Below are 22,441 nucleotides of genomic sequence, written 5' to 3' on the forward strand. Positions count from 1 at the left end.
CAATGGGATCCTGGGCGGGTGATGGAGAGCGCGCGGCGTGAGCTGGAGCGGATGCGGGGATCGTCCGGTGCGTGGCGGGAGTTGCGTCATGAGCGTGCGACGGATGCCGATGGCGAAGCCCGCGACGGGAACGCGGTGCGGCGGGCGAAGGTGTTGTGGGCGCTGCAATACGACCGCCGTCCCGAAGACCTCCCGCTGGTGCGGTGGTTGGCCGGGCAGGAGGCGTCGTGCCGTCACGAGGCGCCGTTCCAGGGACTGAGCGAGGAGACCGAGCTCGCCGGTTTCCTGCTCGCCGAATACCGGCAGGTGGAGGACGTGTGGCTGCATTGGGAAATCAAGGTGGCGAATTTCGACACCTGGTGTGGTTACGACCTTGAACACCTGTTCGCCGCTGGAGTAGGGGCCACCACCGCCTTTGTCCGCGGCAGCGGCCATGCCGACCGTGACGCCGTGCTCGAGCGGCTGCTCGACGAGGCGGGCAGACCCTGCGTATCCGAGGAGGGCCTGGCGAAGTGGTCGCAGCGCAAGCGCTCTCACTTCCCCGCGGATCCAGCCGCGGAGGACCCGGTCACCTGGGTCGAGCGCGCCCACCTGACCGGCGACCGTGAACTGACCCGCCGGGAGCTCGACCGGTGGGCGGCCGGTCGCGATCGGGACAAGGAAACACTGGGACGGCTCCGTTACTACCTGGCCGGCTTGGGGGCGTTCGCCGAGGCGGCTCGAGCGCAGCGCGAGAGCCTGGCGTTCGCCGGCGACGACCGGGATTCGGCGTCGGCCTGGCAGACCCTTGCCGGGCTGGAACGCCAGGCCGGCGACCACCCCGCCGCCTGGGAAGCGCTGCGCGAGTGCCGCCGAGCCCTGGAAGGCGTGTCCGGATGGTCGGAGGTGGGGCTGGGCCGGATGTACGTGGAGGAACTGTTCCTGCTGGCCGGCTCCGCGGAGGGCGAGTTCGCCGAGGCTGTGTTCGCCGAGGCGGACCGTCAGGCTCGCGACGTGCCCGGCCTTCCCCTGCTGGTGTTGCAAAGCGCCGCCGAAGCGGCCGACAAAGTCGGCGACCGGACCAAAGCCGGGTACTACCGGAAGCTCCGCGATGCCGAGCGACAGCGCATCGACACCGCGATGGGCCGAGCCCACCATTGAGGCCGCCCAGGCTCGAGCCGGATCTTGTCGACGGAAGCCGATGTAGTAGTGGCCCCTTTGCTGGCCGCTTGTGCGACCGTGAAAGTGGGAACAGTCTGGTATTGGAAGTCGATTTTCGTGCAATGAGGTGGTGGCGATGGTCTCTGTGTGTCGACTATTCGCCGCAGTGTCGTCTGTGGGTCCCGATTAGTATCCAGGTGCCTATGGTTTGGGTGTCGCACCATGCTTCCTGGTGTCGTCTATTGCACTGGCCCAGCTAGTGAATGAATCTGACTGCGCTACATTTCGACAGGTCGACGCCATCGGTGGAGTGCAGTTGATCGCCTTTGCTGCGATAAGGAGAATCTGTGCGTTTCAGGAAGAGTCTGTCGATAGTCATTGCAACGCTTGCCTCGACGCTATCAGGTTTGAGCTTTTCGTCTCATTCGGCCCATGCTGATTCGCCTTCTGTTGTTGAGGTCGGAACACGCGCTGTGCAGAACGACTACGTCGTATGGAGGCCTGGCAACGGGGTTTGGTATGTGAGCAACTCTGCGACAGGATCGGTCACCACGAGGCAGTGGGGTATCTCCGGAGACATCCCGGTCGGGGGCGACTACACGGGGGACGGCCGAAGCGACTTCGTGGTTTGGCGGCCAAGCAATGGCGTTTGGCACGTCAATGATCGGATCACCGGAGCGGTCGTCATCAGGCAGTGGGGTACCGCGGGGGACGTCCCGGTTGGCGGTGACTACACCGGCGACAGCGCCTTCGACTTCGTGGTTTGGCGGCCGAGCAATGGATTCTGGTACGTCAATAACCGGATCAGTGGAGGGGTGACGACCCAGCAGTGGGGCACGGCAGGCGATGTCCCGGTGAGTGCCGATTTCACCGGGGACGGTCGTAAAGACTTCGTGGTCTGGCGGCCGAGCAACGGGGTCTGGTACGTCAACGACAGCGCAACCGGTGCGGTGACTACCAGGCAGTGGGGCACCGCCGGAGATGTCCCGGTCGGTGGTGACATGACCGGGGACGCCCGTGCTGACTACACCATCTGGCGGCCGAGCAATGGCGTTTGGTACGTCGTCGATTCCGCCACCGGAGCCGTGAGGAATCAGCAGTGGGGCACGGCAGGCGATGTCCCGGTGAGTGCCGATTTCACCGGGGACGGTCGTAATGATTTCGTGGTCTGGCGGCCAGGCAACGGGGTCTGGTATGTCATGGACAGCGCAACCGGTGCGGTGACGACCAGGCAGTGGGGCACCGCCGGAGATGTCCCGGTAGCATCCTTCCGCTGACGCTGTTGCTGCTCTCACCCGGTCACCAGCCGGCGGACGCGGTCGCGCGAAAGCCCGAGCCGGTCAGCCGTTTCCTGAAGCGTCTGCGGACGGTTGTCGTGCAGCCTGTATCGCACCGTGATGACCAGCATCCGCGTGCACGCTGAAGAACGTGCACGCTGAAGAACGGAAAGGGCCAAAGTCGTTTCCCGCGCACAAGCGTTGCCACCGAAGACTTTGTGCCCTAGCGGACGGCAGTTGTGCCTGGGTGCACTGGGGAAATGCTGGTCACAGGTACTTCCCTCGTCGGCGGCCGCTACCGTTTGCTGAACCGGCGTGGCGCCACCCGGGACGGGGCTGTGGAGTTCTGGCGGGGCCGCGACGAACGGGACGCGCGGGATGTCGCGATGACCGTGCTGACCGCCGATACCCGCGGGCGGCACCTCTTCGGAGGCAGTGCCCGCGTGCTCGAGCACGCGCGGCTGACCGCCACGGCCCCCGAAGCGGCCGTGGCACCGGTGCTCGACGCCGTGCGACAGACTTCGGTACCGCCCGAACGTGCCTGCCGGATGCTACGGCCCCTCGCCGCCGCTGTCGACCACGTCCACCATCGCGGCCTCCTCGCCGGGATCGACTGTCCACAACGGATCCGGCTCGGCCAGGACGACGCCCTCATCCTGGCGTTCCCAGGCCCGGCGCCGAATGGAACGCGGCGCGAGGACATCTATGGCCTCGGCGCCCTGCTGTATGCGCTGATCGTCGGGGAGTGGCCTGCCCCCGATGCGCCCCAGAGCCTGCCCGACGTCGTGCCGGAGCAGCTGCAGCTTGTGGTGCAGCTCAGCCTCGGGTGCCCCATGCTGGGGGAGATCCACACGGTCACCCCGCTGGCGGAGGCGATGACGCGCTTCGACACCGGTGCTGTCGTCGCCGAACCGCCGGTGCCCCGCCCCGCTTCGGAGCCGGTGGTGGAGCCGCCGTCCCGGTCCATGCGCCCTCGCGACCGGGACGCGCGCTCGGTGACCACCGCGATCCTGGCGATCGCGGTGGTGTTGCTCATCGCCGGCGGGGTGACGCAGGTGAGCGGGCAGTCCGGCCGCGCACCGGCCGAGGCCCCGAGGCCAGCGTCTTCGTCGGCGCCGACGGCGGTGTTGCCTCATCCCGCACCTCCGTCGCCGACCCCGTCTTCGACGACGCCTGCCGTTCCCGTTCCGGTCCGTCCCGACAGCGTGACCGTGTACAACGTGACCGGGAGCCCCGATCACCCGCGTGCGGCCGCGCTGGCCACCGACGGTGATCCGATGACCGCGTGGTCCACCGACCAGTACCGGCAGCAGTTCCCCGAGTTCGCACGGGGAGCCGGGCTTTTGGCCGCGTTCGGCCGTACGCTTCGGGTGCGCGAAGTGGACGTCACCTCGCCCAGCGCCGGGTCGGTGGTCGAGATCCGGACGGCGGCCTCGGCCCGTCCCACCTTCGTCGAGACGGTGCCGCTGGTGACCGCGACCTTGACGCCGGGCACGACCAGGATTTCCGTGCCGCCCGGTGCGGCGAGTGCGGTCGTGCTGGTCTGGCTCGTCCGTCTCACTCCCGGCCCGCGGGGCTACCAGAGCACGATCCAGGAGATCACCTTCCTGGGCGACGCCGACTGATTCATCGCTGACCCGTTCGACAGGGACCTTGGTCTCTTCTGATTGGTGACAGGACGGGAGCACGCTACGAGTTCCGGGAAGAACACGATCCGACAGGAGGTCATGATGACGACCGCACAGGACATCATGCATGCGGGCGTAACGTGTATCGGAGAGCATGACACCTTGGCATCCGCCGCACGGCGGATGCGGGAACTCGATGTCGGCGCGCTGCCGGTCTGTGGTGATGACGATCGGCTTCACGGCATCGTCACCGACCGCGACATCGTGATCAAATGTGTCGCCACGGGCGGTGACCCCGGCGTCATGACCGCCGGTGAACTGGCCGAAGGGGTGCCTCATCTCGTGCGTGCCGACGCCGAAGTGGAGGACGTGCTCGACGTGATGGAACGATATCGAGTCCGGCGGGTGCCGGTCCTCGAAGAGCACCGGCTGGTCGGGATGATCAGCGAGGCCGACCTGGCCCGTCATCTCCCCGAGGCCACGGTTGGCCGCTTCGTCGAGGCCATTTGCGCGGCTCGCTGAATACCGATCCGGGAACGGAGGCGAGAATCGTGGCGCTGTGCGAGGTGTGCGGTAACGACTACGACAAAGCGTTCGAAATCGTGGTGGACGATGAGTCCCACGTCTTCGACAGCTTCGAATGCGCGATACACCGGTTGGCGCCCACGTGTGGTCACTGCGGATGCCGGGTGGTCGGGCACGGTGTCGAAGGAGGTAATGCGGTCTACTGCTGTGCCCGATGCGCCACGACCGCGGGCGTGGCCGGGATGCGGGATCGCGTTTAGGTCGTGTTCGACGCGGCCGCGCTGTCCGGTGTGGATCCGAGGTGGTGGATGAACCAGTCCCGGGCCAGTGTGGCGGCCCAGTCGAGTGTGCCGGGTTCTTCGAACAAGTGGGTGGCGCCGGGCACGATCACGATCTCGCAGTCACATGGCATGGCCGCCTGCGCGACCTGGTTGAGGCCGAGCACGGCTTTGTCGTGCCCGCCCACGATGAGCAATGTCGGTACGTGGACGGAACTCAGCCGCTGTGCGGCGAGGTCGGGTCTGCCGCCGCGCGAGACGACGGCTCGGACGGTGTTTCCGGAGTCGGCCGCGGCCCACAGGGCCGCGCCGGCTCCGGTGCTGGCCCCGAAGTAGCCCACCGGCAGGTGTGCGGTGTCCGGCTGGGCCCTCAGCCAGTGCGTGACCTCGATCAGGCGATGCGCGAGCAGTTCGATGTCGAAGACGCGGGCGCGGTCGAGTTCTTCGAGCGGGGTCAGCAGGTCGAACAGCAAGGTGCCCAAGCCCGCGTCATTGAGGGTCGCGGCCACATGGCGGTTGCGCGGACTGTGCCGGCTGCTGCCGCTGCCATGGGCGAACACGACGACGCCGATGGGGTTTTCGGGAATGGTGAGGTGCCCGGCCAGCGTGACCTGTCCCGTACGCACTTCGACGTCCTCGTCGCGCACGGGCGGATCCGCCGGGCCCATCGCGTCGGCGGCGAGTTGCCGGGCCGGCAGGCCGGCGCGACTGAGGAAATCGGCGACTTCCTCGTCGGAGGTTTGCCGGAATTCGCGGTACCAGCGGCCCACGGCGACGAACCAGGTGGGCGTCTCGAGGCAGATCACATCGTCGGCGACTCGGCGCAGTGAAAGGATCGCGGCCGCGGCGCCCACCGGCACGGCCAACACGACCCTTGCCGCGCCTTGTGCACGCGCGACTTGGCACGCGGCGCGGGCCGTGGAGCCGGTCGCCACCCCATCATCGATGATCAGTGCGGTACGCCCGGCCAACGGGATTCGTTCTCGTCCGGCGCGGAACCTCGCGACCCGGCGCCGCAGCTCGGCCTGCTCGGCACGCTCGACCGCGGCGAGTTCTTCCTTGGTCACACGCGCACAGCGCGCGACCTCGTCGTCCACCACCCGCACGTTGTCTTCGCCGATGGCACCCACCGCGAGCTCTGGCTGGTAGGGCACGCCGAGCTTGCGCACCATGATCACGTCGAGTGGGGCGGAAAGCGCCCGCGCCACTTCGAACGCGACCGGTACACCCCCGCGCGGTAACCCGAGTACCACGATGTCTTCACCACTGAATGCCTCCAGGCGCCGAGCCAGGCGCCGTCCCGCATCTGTGCGATCGGCGAACATCATCGGCGAACCTCCGGTTTCCCTGTGCACGGACCTGTCGCGGGAAGGCCACGACCAAGGCTGGCGCTCACGGAGAGGTCAGCGGCAGAGCCCACTGTCGCTTCAAGGGAGGCCATTGGGCCTTCCGTTCCGGCAGCCTGCGCGGCAGGCCCGCTCACCCTGGGCGGACGGTCAGGTACCCGGTGCCGTCGGCCTCACCGACCCGGGTTCCGAAACGCCTGCTGGTGCGGTCGAGGGTGGACCGCAGCCATTCCGTGTCGTCACGTGTGACGTGACGCAGCCGCAGGTTCTTTGTTTCCAAGGGCACCATGTGCAGGATTGTGAGGGTGCCACTGGCCGGGTCGACGGACGGGAAATACAGCAGCCGAAGCCTCGCCCCCTACACGTCGATGGTCGCGGAGCACCACCACTGGTGACCATGATCTTCACACCGCAAGTCCTGTAACGACACGGCTTTGGGCACCGCGCCGACCGCGACGAGTCTGTCCTTCCTGACCGTGGAGAAGTGCAAGCGCAGACCGGTGGCGATCGCCCGTACCCTGGTCTCGACCGGGACCTGGCCCGCGGTTTCCAGGTGGTAGATGACTTCGTTCAGCGTGGCCGCGAGCAGGTCCGTGTCGTCGGCGCCGGTGACCTCGCAGTCCACCGAACCGGACGGTGCCGGCATGTCACGGCCGAGAAGGCTTTCGGTCACGGCGCTCACCGCGTGTGCGATGCATTGTTCACGGGTCGGCGCCCACGCCTCGATCCGCAGGTCGGCGGTGTGCGACACCGTCCGATGCCCTCCGATCACAATGCCTCGCCCGCGGGGGTGATGAGCCCGTAGTGGCCGTCGTAGCGGTGGTACAGCACGGATCCGCGACCACGTTCACCATCCAGGAAGAACAGGAACGGCGAGTTCAGAATCTCCAGCCGCGCCACAGCCTCGTCGGTGGTCAGGATCGGTGCCGGCTGAGTGCTGACGGTCAACGGAAGCCGGAACGCCGCCAGCTCGTGCGGCCCTGGCGGCGTCACCAGCGCCAGGCGATATCCGGTCGCCCCGGCACGGTAGAGCACCGCGTCGTCACCGGTACCGGCCTCGGTGAACAAGTGGAAGTCGTAGCCGAGCATCCCCATCTCTCGGGCAGCGTCGTCGATCGTGCAGCGGTGCAACGTGAACGTCTTGTGCCGGACGATCTCACGCTCCTCCGGTGGGCGCGGATACCAACGGTGACGACGAGCCCCTTCCGACTGATGCCGCCATTCATGCGGCCAGGCCGAGGGAATCCGGCCGCGCCGGGCCTCCCAGTGCTGGGCTATGCGTTCCAGCCGATGCCGAAGGCGAGCTTCCAGCCGGTCGATCGCCTCCCACGAGTTCTCGCCCTCCGCCTGAGCCCGCACCAGCCGGCCGTTGACGTCGAGGTTGGCCTGCGCCACCGCGGGGTGCGGCACCGCCGGATCACCGTGCCGCGTCACCCGTATTCGGGCGGACAACACCGGACGATGCGCCAGATGCAGCAAAGCGCCGATCTTCTCCCGGGCGTAGTCCGCCGTGCCTGGCAGCACATGCCCGTCCGTCGTAACGCGGATCTCAACAGTGGCAGAGCGCATGCTGCCGTTTTACGAGGGTTTAGAGGCGGCTACCAGGGCCGAACGGCACCTATTTCGTTCGCCCGGCGAAACGGGGACTTTCGTCCCGATGCGGAGAGGACGCGGACCCTGGCCACGAGATCGCGGATACGCCAGATTGGTAGGCCTGAATTCGCGAGAGGAAGGGACCGGTAATGGCATCCTTGCTGCCCAAGGCTTCGCGCTTGCCTGAAGTTTTTCATTGGCTCAAACCGCGTAGCGGCGACCGCCTTTCCATTCCGCTGGAGGACTTCGTCGCCGACGACCGGTACGTGCTTCGCGCCGAGCTGCCCGGACTGGATCCTCAACAGGACATCAAGGTCTCGGTGACCGGCCGGGAGATCAGCATCGCCGCCGACCGTCCCAAGGAGGAAAAGGCCGAAGGAGCCAGCGAGTTTCGTCATGGCGAGCTGGCCCGCACCGTCGAACTGCCGGCGGAGGCCGATCTCGCAGGGATCGAGGCCCGCTACCACGCCGGGATCCTGGAGATCAGGATGCCGATGGTCGGCGTCGGGGAGACGCACACCATCCCCGTGAAGGCCGGCTGATGTCGGTTCCGGCCACTTCGTCGAACAGGGTCCGGAGGTAGTGCTCCGGCATTCGATCCGGCGCGCCGATGTCCACTATGGACTTTTGGCGGGAAATCCCGTGAGCATGTGACATGCACATGTCAAACAGGTGCTTCCACCGGTACCGCGCTCACCACGTTCCGCAGCCGGACGAGAAGGGCACGATGGTCCTTACCGGAAAGACTTCCGCCCCTATCGAGAGCGCAACGCGTCCATGGAGACTGAACGTCCGACGTGACCCGGAAGATGGGAGACGTGTGATGCACGCGTTCGGAATGCTCGCCATGCTCGGTCTCGGGCTCGTGGCGGTATCGGCGGTCGCCGCCCGGTGGCTGGCCCTGGCCAAGGAGTTCTGGGCGATCACCAACCTGGTGATCGGGATCGCGGCGGCCTGGATCGTGGACTTCGACCTGTTCGCGGCCTGGGCATTGACCGTGCGCAGCCACTGGCTCGGTATCGTGTTCACCGGGATCGCCATCGTCGGCGCCGGTCATTTCTGGCGGGTGATCCTACTGTTCTTCGAGGCCCTTGCGCGTAAGTACAGTGATGAGGCGCAAGTGCTGGAGAAGGCTCAGAATCTCCACCGCGCGGAGTGACCGGGAGGATCGGTGAGCAACGCATACGTTTCCCCCGCTGATCGGCGTAAGCAGGCGGAACAGAATATCGCCGAACTCGGCGCGCACCGCGACAGTCGCCTGCTGTTGCGGGTGCGCTGCTCGGCCAACCACCACGTCGCCACGGTTTACGACACCGCGCACGGCCCGGTCCTCGTCGTCCTGACCGGGCCGCACGCACACGGCTCACGCGATTTCGCCGATGTTCCGCACGGCGCCCATCGCCGGGGCAAGGAGTACATCGACATGCTTGAGGGGAACGGCGGTGACCTGGTCCCAGCCTGGTGTGAATGCGGGACCAGGAGGATCTCCCGGTCCATTCTGCTCCAGACGATCGCTCGCCGGGAAAAGACCATGATCCTCGCTTGAAACACCCCTTGGTTGCCCTGCTCGACGAGGACCTGTCCGGAATCGAAACCGCGGGCGACCCCACGAACATTCGCCAGGCTCCGCGACCCAAGCCCCCTTCAGGTGCTGAGCGATGAGCATCGTGCACGACTTTCAGTTCCGGTACTCCAGGCCATAGCCGTAGGGAAAAAGGGCGGGCTTTCCGTCACCGACGTTGATCGGCTGCTGGCCGGCGCTGAGCATCCAGGTCATCGGCAGCGTGCCAGTCGGGTTGTAGTCGCCGAACAGGACATCGGCGACCCCGCCGCCTTCGGTGCCGGGTAGCCATGATGCGAGCAGAGAGTTCCAGCCGGGCAGTTCGGTGGCGATGTCCCATGGCCGGCCGGACACGAGCACGACGGAACCCCGGATGCTTTGAGCCGTTGCAAGGCCGCCAGGTCCTCGGCATCCAGTCTCATGCCGTCCGGCCGGTCACCCATGAACTCGGCATAGGGGGTTTCGCCGATCACCACTACCGCTGCGCGGTAGCTACCGTCGATTCCGGTGCCGTCCTTGTTGTAGGTGACCGTCGTCGAGGGCGCGACCTTCTGTCGGATTCCTTGCAGGATAGTGGTTCCCGGAGTGATGTCGCCGCTGCTGCCCTGCCAGGTGATGGTCCACCCGCCGCTCTGATTGCCGATGTCGTCCGCGTTCTCGCCGGCCACGAAGATCTTGCCGCCGCCCTTGGCCAGCGGCAGCGTGCCGTCATTCTTCAGAAGCACCTGGGATTCCCGAACGGCTTGGCGGGCGAGTTCGCGATGCTGTTCGCTGCCGATCGTGCCGGTGTAGCGGCGATCGGTGAACGGCCTCTCGAAGAGACCGAGCTCGAAATATTTGCCGACCTCGCACGGTGCGGCGGCCGTGGGCATCTCCAGGGGAGCAGGCCACAGCAAGGGCTGCGGCGCCGAGGACCGGCAGCGCTTTCGATGAAATTCCTCGATACACGAAACCTTCTCAGAAACGCCCATTGGTGTGTTCAAGACCGCGTCGGGCGTCCGGTCGAGCTGTTGATGGCCGGCGCCTGCGTAATTCTTTTCCGCAATGGTCAGCGTAGATTCAGTAGACGCCGGGAGTGCATCTCGCCACGACCCAGTCTCTCGCATTGTCGCCGGTGAAATGGACCCGCTTGAGGCAAAGCCCGTCATGAGGGCGAGGTGCGGGCGACCCGTTCGGAAGCACGGCTCGCGCTGTCGTAACGGTATCCACGGCGTTTCCCTGGCGAGTCACGAGTGTCATGGTGAACACTTCCGGAATGTCGTCCACGATACTGAAGATCTGGTCGGGCGCGGGACCTCCCGCGAACCGCGTACTCGCGAGCAGGTAGACCGCGCCCGGTCGCAACAGGACGCCGTCCGGGATGTGGGCGAGTTCCACGGCGTGGGAATGAAGTGCCACCAGCAACCGAGAGCCCCCGAGGGGCAGCGTACGGGATCCGCGGTTGGCGATCTCGACGAATTCAGCCCGAGAGTCCTGTGCACCGCGAGTGCCGATCTCGTGCATAGTGGCCTCGAGAGTCCGCTGATGTCCCTGGGCTTGTCCATCGGCTCCGGCCGCACCGCACGCGCCGACCGTCAGTACGGCCACCGTGGTAGCGGCGGCCACCGCGCACGCTCTTCTCATGACTGAACCTCCCTGGATCCTGGGGCCATCGCTTGCTCACCCCAGTGCAGTAGCCTGCGGACGGCACCGGCTGGCCAGTACCGCCGCAGTGGACGTGGGCATCGTGAATCCTCCTGCCAAAGCGAGGTTCCTGGGTCAATGTTCGCCCGTCTCGTGCGGTCTCGTTAGGGACGAACGTCCCACTCCGGGTCTGCCAAGGGCCCTCCGTGTCTGGTCACGAGACTCCGACTGGGACGGCCTGTCCCGGAGAGGCCGGACACCCCACGCGCCACACGGCCGTTTCGCGCTGGGAAGCGCGGGGCACGTCCGTCCGGTCAGTGAGCTGTCGCAACGTCCGGAGGACCGTCGCCGGGCGCGATCGTGGCCTCTTGGCAGGGCAGGCTCGCGGTGGAAGGCTGAGCACGTTGGAGGCGACAGAGGCTGTCATCGAGATTGTCGGGGAAAGGAACCCTCGATGTCGTCCGAACCGGAAGCGAGCGGGGTTGATCCGCAGCCGAGTGCGGCCGTTCTGACCGGGTTGCGGCTCGACGAGTTGCTGCGCGAGGTTCAGGAGCGGCTATCGGAGATCGTCAAGACCCGCGACAGGTTGCAAGGGCTGCTTGACGCGGTTGTCGCGGTGGCGACCGGCTTGGAGCTCGACGCCACCTTGCAACGCATCGTCCAGGCCGCGGCGAAGCTGGTCGACGCCCGATACGGCGCCCTCGGTGTCGTTGGTGACGAGGATGGCCTTTCCGAGTTCGTCTATGTGGGTATCGACCCGGAGACCCGCGCGATGATGGGGCACCTCCCTGAGGGACGTGGCCTGCTGGGTTTGCTGATCGAGGAGCCGTATCCGGTGCGGGTCCCGGATCTGTCGGCGCATCCGGCGTCGGTCGGCTTCCCCGCGAACCATCCGCCGATGCGCAGTTTCCTCGGTGTACCCGTCCGGGTCCGGGACGAGGTCTTCGGCAACCTGTATCTGACAGAGAAGCGGAACGCGGCCGAGTTCACCGCCGATGACGAGGTCGTGATCCAGGCGTTGGCCGCCGCGGCGGGGGTGGCGATCGACAACGCTCGCCTGTTCGAGCGGTCCCGGATGCGGGAGCGGTGGCTGGGGGCGGTCGCCGAGGTCACCGGTGGGCTGCTCGGCGGGGCTTCGGTGACCGACACGCTTGACCTGATCGGCGAGTGTGTCCGGGAGCTGGCCGAAGCCGACGGGGTGACGATTCTTCTGGCAAAGGCGGGCGAGGCGCGGTCACTGACGGTGAGTTCGACGGTGGGTGACCGGATCGGCCCGCTGCTGAACACCTCGACACCCCGCGCCCATCCGGTGCTCGACGAGGTCTTTTCCGAGGGGCGGGTGAGTCTCATCCCGGATCTTGGCGCCGTCTTCCCGGCGGAGGATGAGCCCTCTCTCACCGGCCCTGGCGTGGTCGTGCCATTGGCCAGCACGGCAGGGGACGGCGGGGTGCTGCTCGCCGGGCGTGGGAAAGGTGCCGCGCAGTTCGACTGGGAGCAGATCCCCCTGCTGTTCTCGTTCGCCGGCCAGGCGGCCGTCGCCCTTGAATTCGACGAGAAGCAGCGTAACCGGCGTTTGCTGGACGTTTTCGCCGATCGGGACCGGATCGCGCAGGATCTGCATGATCACGTCATCCAGCGGATGTTCGCCATCGGGATGAGCCTGCAGAGCATTTTATCGAGTGTGCCGGACGAGTTCGCCCGGGACCGGATCGCGAATGGGGTGGAGCAACTGGATCGGACGGCCCGGAAGATCAGGACGTCCATCTTCGATCTGCACACGTCCGGCTCGGGCGAGCCGCAAACCCTGCGGCGGCGTTTGCTGGACGTGGTCACCGAGTTGACCGGTGAAGACACGGTGACCACGTCGGTCCGTATCGACGGCGCCGTCGATACGCGCGTTTCGCCGGCGTTGTACGAACACGCGGAGGCGGTGGTGCGCGAAGCACTCAGCAACGCGGTCCGTCACTCCGGGGGCGACGAGATCGGCATCGGCGTCGAGGCGGATCGTGAACTGGTCATCGAGGTCACAGACAACGGGGTCGGTATTTCCGGAGCAGGGCGGCGCAGCGGACTGGCCAACCTCGTGCAGCGGGCGGAACGCTGCGGCGGCAGCGCGGGATTCGCGGCCCGGCCGGGTGGCGGGACCAGAGTGACCTGGCGTGTCCCGTTGCCCTGAATCGGGCTCTCCGCCGCCGAACATCGGGCCTGGGCTGCTTCGCGTGGTGGAAGTGCGGGGGACTCGCCACCCATGGCGATAAGAGCGTTCACCGCGTCGAGCGGTTGTCCTGCGGTCCCTGCGAACGAGCTTCAGCTTGATCATCTTGTTCTCTGCTCCAGGAAATTGGTGTGAGAGGGCCTGGTGGCGGCAGCCATGGGTGGTAGCTGTCGTGTGGACGTGTCATCTCTTCGCCGGCGTACTCCGTTCCAGAGCCGGCGAACCATCTTGCACCCTCGGAGTTGCCCCGGTGAACTCCTTGTCGGCGGTGTCCGCTCATACCGATGAACTTCGTCGTCGCATTTGCCTGACACTCGGCGGCAAGTGGGTCAGGTTGGCTGGACGGCGCGTGATTCTGTCCTACGCCGCCGTTGGCGACGTATCGGGATCGGTGTGATCGCCTGGCCGGATGACCCAGCGCGCGTGCCGCCCTGGTGAACGGGTTCCATTGTGGACAAGGTGGGGTTGACCCCACCCCGAAAGGGCAGCAGGTGCCATCGCCTCACACCGTCGGACGGCTTAAGGTTCAGCTATCCGGACTGGAGCCGGTACACGCGGCAGGAAATCGATCCACGCGTCAGAAAGTTCACCATTTCGGGGCGCCGTGAACGGCGCCCGAACAAGGAGGAAACGATGCGTTCGTCAGCTCGAACACGACGGCGTGGGATCGTGGCCGCATTGACAGGTGTCTGTCTTCTGCTGCCGGCGTCGGCGCACGCCGACGATCGCACGACCTCGCTCCAAGCCTCGGAGATGAGCACTGTTCTGGACCGGCTGACCATCCCGGATCTCCAGCGGGCCATGGACGGCCGGCTGCTGAGTTCCGAGCGGCTCACCCGCGGCTACCTCGATCGCATCAACGCTGTGAACCCACGATTGAAGGCGGTGGTGCAGACGAACCCGGACGCGCTCGCTCTCGCGCGCCAGAGCGACAGCCGCCGCCGAGCGCACCAGGCGCGGGGGCCGCTGGAAGGTATCCCGATCCTGCTGAAGGAGAACGTCGACACCGCGGACCGGCAGACCACCACGGCGGGTTCGACGGCGTTGCTTACGGCGAAGCCTGCCAAGGACGCGTTCCTGGTCCAGCGTCTGCGTGAGGCGGGCGCGGTCATTCTCGGCAAGGCGAACATGTCCGAGTGGGCCAACTTCTACGGCTCCAGGCAGATCCCGGGTTGGAGCGCCGTCGGTGGGCAGACCCGCAACCCCTACGTCCTCGACCGGAGCCCGTGCGGTTCGTCTAGTGGCTCCGCGGCCGCGGCGGCGGCCGGGCTGGCGACGGTGACGATCGGTACGGAGACCGACTCGTCGATCGTGTGCCCGGCCGCGGCGGCGTCGACGGTCGGTGTGAAGTCCACGCTGGGGGTGGTCAGCCGCAGTGGTGTCGTGCCGATCACGAACCAGCACGACACTCCTGGGCCCATCGCCCGGACGGTGACCGACGCTGCGCTGACCCTCGCGGTGATGGCGGGAGCCGACGCGGGGGATCCGGCCACGGCACCGGTCGCGGGCACCGTGCCGGCCGATTACCGCACCATGCTCGACCGCGATTCGTTGCGCGGCAAGCGGATCGGTGTGTGGCGTAAGGGACACGAGGGAATCGACCGCGACGTCGACCGGGTCTTCGAGTCCACTGTTCAGCGGCTCCGCGCCCTGGGCGCCATCGTCGTCGAAGGGGCGGATGTCCGCGACGTCTTCGGCATGGTCCAGCCGCATTTGCTGCCCGCCGTGCTGACCGAGTTCAAGCACGACCTCAACGGCTATCTCGCGGCGACCCCGGGCGGGCACCCCAAGAACCTCACCGACCTCGTCGCCTACAACAAGAAGCACGCCGCGATCGAATTGCCGGGCTTCGAGCAGGACATGCTCGAGATGGCCGACAAGACCGACGGAAATCTGAACGACCCGGCATATCGTGCTCACCGGGCCGCGGCGACAGGACAGGCCCGGGACTCCATCGACGCCGTGGTGAAGAAGTATCGCCTCGACGCGATCGTGACGGCCACCGACCTGCCCGCTGGGCCGATCTTCGAGGGTGGCGGTAGCCCCTTCGTCAGCAGCACCCGCAGCACCTCGGCAGCCGGGTACCCCCACATCACCGTCCCGGCGGGCTTCGCCCGGACTGGGCTGCCGATCGGCATCTCGTTCCTCGGCACCCGGCTGACCGACGCTTCCCTGCTCGGTTACGCCTACGCCTTCGAGCAGGCCACCCACGCCCGGAAGGCACCGCACTACCTGCCCACCGCACGCTGACATCTCAGGCCTTCGCGCGGGACTCCGGCACGGCGAGGGACCGCAAGGGTACCGAGGACCCTGATTCCCAGCTCGGGCATGATCTCCCAACCTGTTCACCTTTCCGGAAATAGCTCACGAAATGACCTTCCACCAGGTGCTGGAGCGTGCCGGCCGACCCCCGCCCGTGTCCTGGCGACGACTCCCCTCGGGGGTGAAGTCGCGGTGTAGCCGAGCTGAAGCCGGATGGACGCACGATCCCACCGTCGCGGGGCCTGCGGATCTGCGCTCCGTACCTGGTGGGAGGAACAATGCGGCTACGTCGCACAGTGATCGCCACGGCGGTCACCGCTCTGGTGGGTTCGATGGTGGTCGTCGTCGCGGGGAGCAGCCCGGTCATACCCGCACGACCGGCATCCGTCGCGGAAGCGCCCGACGCGGTTTCGGCGATGGCCGCCGCGCGGGCGCAGGGGACAAGGGTCGAGGTGGCGGGCGAGCGCACCGCGAACCGGGAGGTCTTCGCCAACCCACAGGGAACGCTGACCGCCGAACTGACCCCGGTCCCGGTCCGGACCAAGGTCGCGGGCAAGTGGGTGCCGATCGACACCGCGGTGGTGCGCCGCGCCGACGGTTCGTTCGGCCCCAAGGCGGCCGAGGGTGAACTGTCGCTGTCCGGCGGCGGGAAGACCGCGCCACTGGCCACGCTCCGCCGGGACGGCAAGTCGCTTTCGCTGTACTGGCCGGGCGATCTGCCCGCGCCGGTGGTCGCGGGCGACAAGGTGACCTATCCCGAAGTGTTCCCTGGCGCCGACCTGGTGATGTACGCCGACCGCGATGGTTTCCGGCAGCACCTCACGCTGAAGGACGAGCCGGCCGCGAAGAACCCGGCGCTCAAGTCGATCCGGATGACGATCCGGGCCGACGGCCTGAAGGTGACCGCCGGGAAGGACGGCGCGCTGCGGGTGCTCGACGAGGCGGGCGCCGAGCTGTTCAGCGCCCCGCCGTCGGTCATGTGGGACGCGGCGGGGAAGCGGGCGCCGATCGCGGTGTCCGTTGTGGACGGTGCGCTGGAACTGGTGCCGGACGCTAAATTCCTGGCTGACCCGGCGCGGACGTTCCCGGTCGTCGTCGACCCGACGCTTCGGACGCACGAGAAGACCGCTTGGGCCACTGTGCTTTCCGGCAAGCCTGAGGACGAGTACTGGGGCACCAGCGGCGATGGCACCTACGCGCAGGTGGGTCAATGCCCGCGTGACTACCCGGACAGCTACTGCAACAACATCGGCGAAGCATGGGCGTACTTCCAATACGACACAAGTTTCCTGTGGGACAAGGATGTTCTCGGTATCACGATGTCCGGGGTCGTGGTGTCCGGTCCCGAATGCAACGAGCCCTGGCACGACGTCTACCACATCGGCGACGACCGGCTCCTGTGGAGCGGGATGAACTGGAACAACCGCCTCGGCGGCAACCGGGCCGCTTCCAGCAAGGTGCCCGGCGTGCACACGAACTGCACGGGCTGGAAGAACGCCGGGTTCAGTGTGCCCACCGAGCACATCAAGAAGGCGCGTTCGTCGGTGTACTTCCTCAAGGCCTTCGACTCGGGTGCCCAGTCCGCGTGGCGGAAGTACAACCCGCCGGACATGAAACTGAAGGTGACCTGGAACCGCACGCCGCACGTGCCGGGCAACCTCACCACCGATCCGCCGCTGAAGGCCCCGTGCCACCACTGTGGCGGGATCCCCTACGTCGGCGACGACTGGATCACGCTGAAGGCCCAGGTGTCCGATCCGGACGGTGACGACGTCCGCGCGCAGTGGCGGATCCACGACGGGGTGGAGACCGCGTGGGACGCCAACATGCTGACCAGCGGTTCGATCCACAGTGCCGGTATCGATCTCAGCAAGCGGCACGGGAAGACCATGAACTGGTGGCTGCACGCCTCGGACGGTGCGGCGTCCAGTGGTGCGGCGAGCGGCACGCGGTTCGCCATCGACCGGGAGCCACCCACCGTAGAGCCGACGGTGGCCAGCGAACTGTACACAGAGGACAATCGCTGGCACGGCGGACCCGGCGTGTTCAGTGAGTTCGTCTTCGGTTCCCAGGGAGTCGACGACGTCGACCACTATCTGTACGACTGGTGGGATGAGCCGGGCACCCCGATCGTCGCCGAGACGCGCGGCGGCGCCGCGCGGGTCCGCCTGGCACCGCCCGGCGACGGGCCGCAGACCCTTTACGTCCGCAGTGTGGATCGTGCGGGACACAAGGGCCCGATCCGGAAGTACCGCACGTACGTCCGTGCCGGCAACGGGCCCTTGGCGCACTGGGCGCTGAACGGCAACCCGAACGACTCGGCCTTCCTCGGTGACCGGCACGGCTCGCTCAACGGCGGCGCGACCTTCACCGGACAGGGCGCGGTCGGTGCCGCGGTGCGGCTCGACGGCGTCGACGACCACGTGAGCGCGCCGAACGCGATCCGCAACAGCGCGGCGTTCACGGTCTCGGCCTGGGTGAACCTGAACCGCAAGGACCACGCCAGGGCGGTGGTCAGCCAGGACGGCGCGATGTTCCCCGGATTCGTGCTGTGGCACCGGGCCGAGGCCGACGGGAGCAATTCCCGCTGGGTCTTCGGTGTGCCCAACTCGACGTCCTCGGACAAGGGCGTGCCGATGGCCACCTCGGCGATCGGCATGCCGGAGCTGAACACCTGGACCCATCTCGCCGGTGTCTACGATCCCGAGGCCAAGCACATCAAGCTGTACGTCAACGGGACGCTCGCCGCGACGACACCGCACACGGCGAAACCCGACTGGGCCTCCGGTCAGGTGCGTATCGGCCGCACGGTCTGGGGCACCAACACCGGCGTCGACCATTGGGCGGGCGGGGTCGACGACGTGCAGATCCACGACCGGGCGCTGACCGCTGCCGAGGTCTCGGCGCTGGTCGGGGCGGGCGACGTCCAGGTGGCGCACTGGAGGTTCGACGAGACCTCGGGTACGACGGCGCGGAACTCCGTCGAGGGCGGCGCCGACGCGGTGCTGCAGAACGGCGCGGCCTTCACCACGACGGGCGCGGTGAAGGGCGGGGTCCGGCTGGACGGGATCGACGACGTCGTCTCGACCAACAGCCCGCTGCTGCGCACCGACCAGAGCTTCACGGTCGCCGCGCAGGTCAAACTCGACCGGGCCGACGACGGTACGTACACCGTGCTCAGCCAGGACGGCGACCGGATCTGCTCGTTCTGCCTGCAGTACCAGAACCGCAAGTGGACCTTCGTCTTTCCGCAGTCCGATTCGGACAGTCCGGCCGGGTACAACTGGGTCGGTACGTCGACCCAGCCGCCGGAGGGAGTGTGGACCCAGCTGACCGGTACCTACGACGCCGGTGAGAACAAGATCCGGCTGTATGTGGACGGCGAGCTGATCGGGGAGTCCACCCGTGTCACGCCGTGGCAGGCGAAGAACGCGTTCCGGATCGGGCAGGCGGTCCTCAAGGGGGTTCCGGAGCAGCGGTTCCCCGGCACGATCGACGAGGTCCGCGCCTACAACCGGGCGATCTCGCAGGACGAGGTCCGTGGGCTCGTGAGCCGCGACAACGTCACCGCCGGTACCTGGAAATTCGACGGCAATCCCGACGACGCCAACGGAAAGGTGAACGCCACGGTCAACGGCACCGGGGACTGGACCGCCGGGCAGACCAGCATGCCCGACCCGGCGGACCTCGCGCTGCGGCTCAACGGCGGTCACGCCGCCACCACACAGAGCGTGGTGGACACGGACAAGAGCTTCACCGTGACGGCGTGGGCCAAACTGGACAAGATCGACGGGCACCACACCGTGGTCTCCCAGCAGGGCCAGACGGCCAGCGGGTTCGACCTCGGCCTGCTGCCCGACGGCCGGTGGGACTTCACGGTTTCGAAGGTCGACGCGCCGGACGCCCTCATCGACCACGTGGCGGGCGGCGCCGCGCAGCCCGGGGTCTGGACTCATCTCGCGGGGGTGTACAGCAAGAGCAGGCAGCGGATCGAGCTCTACGTGAACGGTGTGCTGGCCGGTTCGGAGATCCATCTCGACGGCGCGGACTTCAACGGGCCCTTGCAGATCGGCCGGTCGAAGTGGGGCGGGAACGAGAATCTCGAGCTCTTCCCGGGCGCCATCGACGATGTCTCGGTCTACAGCCGGGCCTTGCCGGCGGGCGAGATCCTGACGATGGCCGGGCGGGATCTGAGCCTGGCGCACAACTGGACCCTCGACGACGGCTCCGGGGTCACCAGCGGTGACGCCGTGGGCGCACGGCAGGCGACGTTGTCGGGCGGGGCGACCTTCGCACCGGGGCGGGTCGGCAACGCCGTCCAGTTGGACGGCGTCGACGACGTCGCCTCGACGAGTGGCGTCGACGTCCGCACCGACACGAGCTTCAGTGTGTCGGCGTGGGTTCGCATGACCGGTAAGGAATGCGATCTCGACGTCACCTCGCGCTGCATGTTCAGCGCGGTCTCGCAGGATGGCGGCGTCGCCCCCGACGGCAGCACCAGGCCCGCCAGCAAGTTCCGGCTCGGTCACCTCGAAGACGACAACGGGCATCCCGGGAACTGGGTGTTCGAGATGCCGGAGGCGAACGGCACGATCACCAAGGCCTCGGTGGACGTCATTCCCAGCGACCTGACGGGGTGGGTACACCTGACGGGCACCTACAACGCCACGGCGAAGTCGATCCACCTGTATGTCGACGGAACCCGCAAGGGCGAGGGCACCTTGCTCACCGCCTGGCAGGCCACAGGTGGGCTGCAGATCGGCCGCGGCCGTGAGGGCGGTGAAGCGAAGGGGTTCTGGAAGGGGTCCGTCGACGACGTCCGGATGTACGGTGGCTCGTTGACCGCCGAGCGGGTTTCCGCGCTGTACCGCGGCTATCCGGCGGCGGAGGGTTCGACGACCCTGCCCGCCGCGGACAAAGGACACTGGAAGTTCAACGAGAGCACCGGAACCACGGCGGCCGATTCCGGCGGCCGCGGCCTGACCGCGACGCTGCGGGGCGGCGCGGGCTGGAACCCTGGGCGAGACGGCTACACCGGGTGGTTCGACGGTGGTGCCGGATACGCGGAGACCGCCGTGCCGGTGGTCGAAGACACCGGCCGGGACTTCTCAGTCGCCGCGTGGGCGTACCTGAAGGCGGGCACGCATTACGCGACCGTGTTCGGGCAGGACGCGGGCCAGGTGAGTGCGTTCCACGTGCAGTACGACCACGGCTCGAAGACGTGGGGCGTGGTGGTACCGAAGGCCGACCAGAACAACCCGGAGCTGCGAACCGTGCTTTCCAGCGAACCGGCGAACGTGGGCGGCTGGTCGCATCTGGTGATGACGTACGTCGCCGCGCAGAAGCAGGTACGGCTGTACGTCAACGGCGTGCTGTCGGGAATGCAGTCGGATATCACGATCCCGGCGGCACCCGGGAAGTTCTCCATCGGCAGGTGCCGGTGGAACGGCGGTGACGGCTGCTACTTCCCCGGCGGCATCGAGGAGGTCAGGGCGTACGGGAAGGCGTTGTCCGACGGCGAGGTCCGGCGGGTCCACGACGACATCCCGCCCGCGTCGCACGGCTACTGGAGGTTCGACGACGGCACCCCGCGCGACTACTCGTGGGCGCAGAACCACATGGCCGTGACCGGGACCGCCACCTACCCCGACGGCATCACCGGGAAGGCGCTGCAGCTCGACGGCAACTCCTACGCGCAGGGCACCAAGCCGGGCGTGAGCATGCGGGACAGCTTCACCGTCGCCGCGTGGGCACGCCTCACGAGGGGCGACAAGGTCGCCACGGTGCTCGGCCAGGACGGCGCCACCCACAGCGGTTTCGTCCTCCAGTACCGGCCGGAGGTGAACCGGTGGATCTTCGGCGCGGCGACGGAGGATTCGGAAGGGGCGAACCACACGCCGCTGGTCTACGCGAACTCGTTGCAGCCGCCCGCGTTGAACACGTGGACACATCTCGCCGGGGTGTACGACTACCCGGCGCGGCAGCTGCGGCTGTACGTCAACGGGGAACACGTCGGCACCAAGGAAAACGTCCTGCTGTGGACGGCGTGGGGCAGCTTCACCATCGGCAGGGGCAAGGCCAACCGGGTCGCGGACGGGTTCTTCCCCGGTGCGATCGACGAGGTGACCACGGACCTGGGCGTGGTCTCCCCGGACGAGCTCCGGAAGCGGGCGGGCTGGCCCGAGCCGGCGGGTGGCCAGCTCGGCCGGTTCATCCGGACCGGCGGTGACCACCGGACGGTGCTCCTCGGCGGTGACCTCTACGGCAAGGCGGGCGAACTGCCGCCGGGCTACCGGTTCGAGAAGTCGCTCGGCATGATGCTCACCGCCGAACGGCCCGGAACGCGCCGGGTGTACAGCTGCCTGCTCGGGGAGACCGACGCGTTCACCTCGACCGATCCGGCCTGCGAGGGCAAGACGAAACTCGCGGATCTCGGCTGGGTGTACTCGGCGAAACCCGCCGGGGCCGCGACGGTTCCGCTCTACCGGTGCCTGCACAACGGAGAACGGTTCGACGCCTACCTGGCCGACTGTGAAGGCCAGCAGGTGGACGTCCTGATCGGATATCTCCTGGCGTACGCGCCGCTGACCCGGTACTACCACCCGCGGATCGGCGAGCACGACGTCTCGACGCGGGGTACGCCACCAGGGTACCGCCACGAGGGCACGTACGGCCTGCTCGCGATGTCGAACGAGCCGGGCACCCAGCTGGTGAAGTCCTGTGTGGACGGTACGGACCGGTTCCTGTCTCTCGACGCCGCCTGTGAAGGGAAGACGGTCTACCGCGACGTGGGCTACATCTGGACACAGCCTCCCGCCGGGTTGCCGAGTATCCCGCTCTACCAGTGCGCGCTCAATTTCGGCGCGTCAGCGGGCGAGCTGTTCGTCTCCGGTGAGGCGAACTGTGAAGGACAGACCGTACGCGGACAGCTGGGCTACGTGGTCCGCGCGGCACCGGCCGCGGTCTGACAGGCGGGACCGATTCGGGGTCGTG

The 22,441-nt window shown here is 67.4% G+C and carries 16 protein-coding genes and 1 pseudogene; 11 read left to right on the plus strand and 6 right to left on the minus strand.

Annotated features, from left to right (window positions below; translation table 11 throughout):
• The first annotated feature begins 18 nt into the window (after positions 1-18).
• Both AC069I_RS32810 and AC069I_RS32815 read left to right on the plus strand, forming a co-directional pair.
• Positions 19-1,140, plus strand: coding sequence for a hypothetical protein (locus AC069I_RS32810; RefSeq protein WP_478267141.1), 1,122 nt, complete (start codon positions 19-21; stop codon positions 1,138-1,140).
• Between the two features lie 347 nt (positions 1,141-1,487).
• Positions 1,488-2,417 carry a VCBS repeat-containing protein gene (locus AC069I_RS32815; RefSeq protein WP_478267142.1) on the plus strand — a complete coding sequence of 310 codons (930 nt, stop codon included), beginning with the start codon at positions 1,488-1,490 and terminating at the stop codon, positions 2,415-2,417.
• Positions 2,418-2,431: 14 nt separating this feature from the next.
• Here AC069I_RS32815 and AC069I_RS32820 read toward each other — a convergent pair whose 3' ends face one another.
• Positions 2,432-2,548 (minus strand): sigma factor-like helix-turn-helix DNA-binding protein, encoded by a 117-nt coding sequence (locus tag AC069I_RS32820; protein ID WP_478229083.1) that lies wholly within the window; start codon positions 2,546-2,548, stop codon positions 2,432-2,434.
• A 129-nt stretch (positions 2,549-2,677) separates the two neighbouring features.
• Here AC069I_RS32820 and AC069I_RS32825 point away from each other — a divergent pair, with 129 nt between their 5' ends.
• From AC069I_RS32825 to AC069I_RS32835, 3 genes are all read left to right on the plus strand, one after another.
• Positions 2,678-4,042, plus strand: a complete 1,365-nt coding sequence (locus AC069I_RS32825) for a hypothetical protein (RefSeq protein WP_478267143.1) — start codon at positions 2,678-2,680, stop codon at positions 4,040-4,042.
• 105 nt (positions 4,043-4,147) lie between these two features.
• Positions 4,148-4,567, plus strand: coding sequence for a CBS domain-containing protein (locus tag AC069I_RS32830; RefSeq protein ID WP_478267144.1), 420 nt, complete (start codon positions 4,148-4,150; stop codon positions 4,565-4,567).
• A gap of 29 nt (positions 4,568-4,596) precedes the next feature.
• Entirely contained in the window at positions 4,597-4,830 is a 234-nt protein-coding gene (locus AC069I_RS32835) for a hypothetical protein (protein ID WP_478229161.1), read from the plus strand.
• Here AC069I_RS32835 and AC069I_RS32840 read toward each other — a convergent pair.
• The 4 genes from AC069I_RS32840 to AC069I_RS32855 all read right to left on the minus strand — a co-directional run bounded on the left by AC069I_RS32840 (position 4,827) and on the right by AC069I_RS32855 (position 7,718).
• Entirely contained in the window at positions 4,827-6,176 is a 1,350-nt protein-coding gene (locus AC069I_RS32840; protein WP_478229086.1) for a phosphoribosyltransferase family protein, read from the minus strand. The two genes, AC069I_RS32835 and AC069I_RS32840, sit on opposite strands and share 4 nt — an antisense overlap.
• A gap of 151 nt (positions 6,177-6,327) precedes the next feature.
• Entirely contained in the window at positions 6,328-6,483 is a 156-nt protein-coding gene (locus AC069I_RS32845) for a hypothetical protein (protein WP_478229087.1), read from the minus strand.
• Positions 6,484-6,552: 69 nt separating this feature from the next.
• The gene (locus tag AC069I_RS32850) at positions 6,553-6,966 is read right to left on the minus strand and encodes an archease (RefSeq protein ID WP_478229088.1); all 414 of its coding nucleotides are present in this window, start codon (positions 6,964-6,966) and stop codon (positions 6,553-6,555) included.
• A complete protein-coding gene (locus AC069I_RS32855) occupies positions 6,963-7,718 on the minus strand; it encodes a ribosome hibernation promotion factor (RefSeq protein ID WP_478229089.1) in 756 nt (251 codons plus the stop codon). Before AC069I_RS32855 ends, AC069I_RS32850 begins: the two co-directional genes overlap by 4 nt.
• Positions 7,719-7,936: 218 nt before the next feature.
• On the opposite strand from AC069I_RS32855, the gene AC069I_RS32860 reads away from it, so the two are divergent.
• The 3 genes from AC069I_RS32860 to AC069I_RS32870 all read left to right on the plus strand — a co-directional run bounded on the left by AC069I_RS32860 (position 7,937) and on the right by AC069I_RS32870 (position 9,333).
• Positions 7,937-8,329 carry an Hsp20/alpha crystallin family protein gene (locus AC069I_RS32860; RefSeq protein WP_478267145.1) on the plus strand — a complete coding sequence of 131 codons (393 nt, stop codon included), beginning with the start codon at positions 7,937-7,939 and terminating at the stop codon, positions 8,327-8,329.
• A 281-nt stretch (positions 8,330-8,610) separates the two neighbouring features.
• A complete protein-coding gene (locus AC069I_RS32865; RefSeq protein WP_478267146.1) occupies positions 8,611-8,946 on the plus strand; it encodes a hypothetical protein in 336 nt (111 codons plus the stop codon).
• A gap of 12 nt (positions 8,947-8,958) precedes the next feature.
• A complete protein-coding gene (locus AC069I_RS32870; RefSeq protein WP_478229092.1) occupies positions 8,959-9,333 on the plus strand; it encodes a hypothetical protein in 375 nt (124 codons plus the stop codon).
• Positions 9,334-9,465: 132 nt separating this feature from the next.
• On the opposite strand, the pseudogene AC069I_RS32875 reads toward AC069I_RS32870, so the two are convergent.
• A pseudogene (locus AC069I_RS32875) lies at positions 9,466-10,187 on the minus strand (glycoside hydrolase family 3 protein); the annotation flags it as partial.
• Positions 10,188-11,425: 1,238 nt separating this feature from the next.
• On the opposite strand from AC069I_RS32875, the gene AC069I_RS32880 reads away from it, so the two are divergent.
• From AC069I_RS32880 to AC069I_RS32890, 3 genes are all read left to right on the plus strand, one after another.
• On the plus strand, positions 11,426-13,147 hold the full coding sequence (locus AC069I_RS32880; protein ID WP_478267147.1) for a sensor histidine kinase: 1,722 nt from the start codon (positions 11,426-11,428) through the stop codon (positions 13,145-13,147).
• Positions 13,148-13,855: 708 nt separating this feature from the next.
• Positions 13,856-15,436 (plus strand): amidase, encoded by a 1,581-nt coding sequence (locus AC069I_RS32885; RefSeq protein ID WP_478267148.1) that lies wholly within the window; start codon positions 13,856-13,858, stop codon positions 15,434-15,436.
• 290 nt (positions 15,437-15,726) lie between these two features.
• A complete protein-coding gene (locus tag AC069I_RS32890) occupies positions 15,727-22,416 on the plus strand; it encodes a LamG domain-containing protein (protein WP_478267149.1) in 6,690 nt (2,229 codons plus the stop codon).
• Positions 22,417-22,441 lie beyond the last annotated feature (25 nt).

Source organism: Amycolatopsis sp. NPDC043885, from assembly GCF_056435685.1.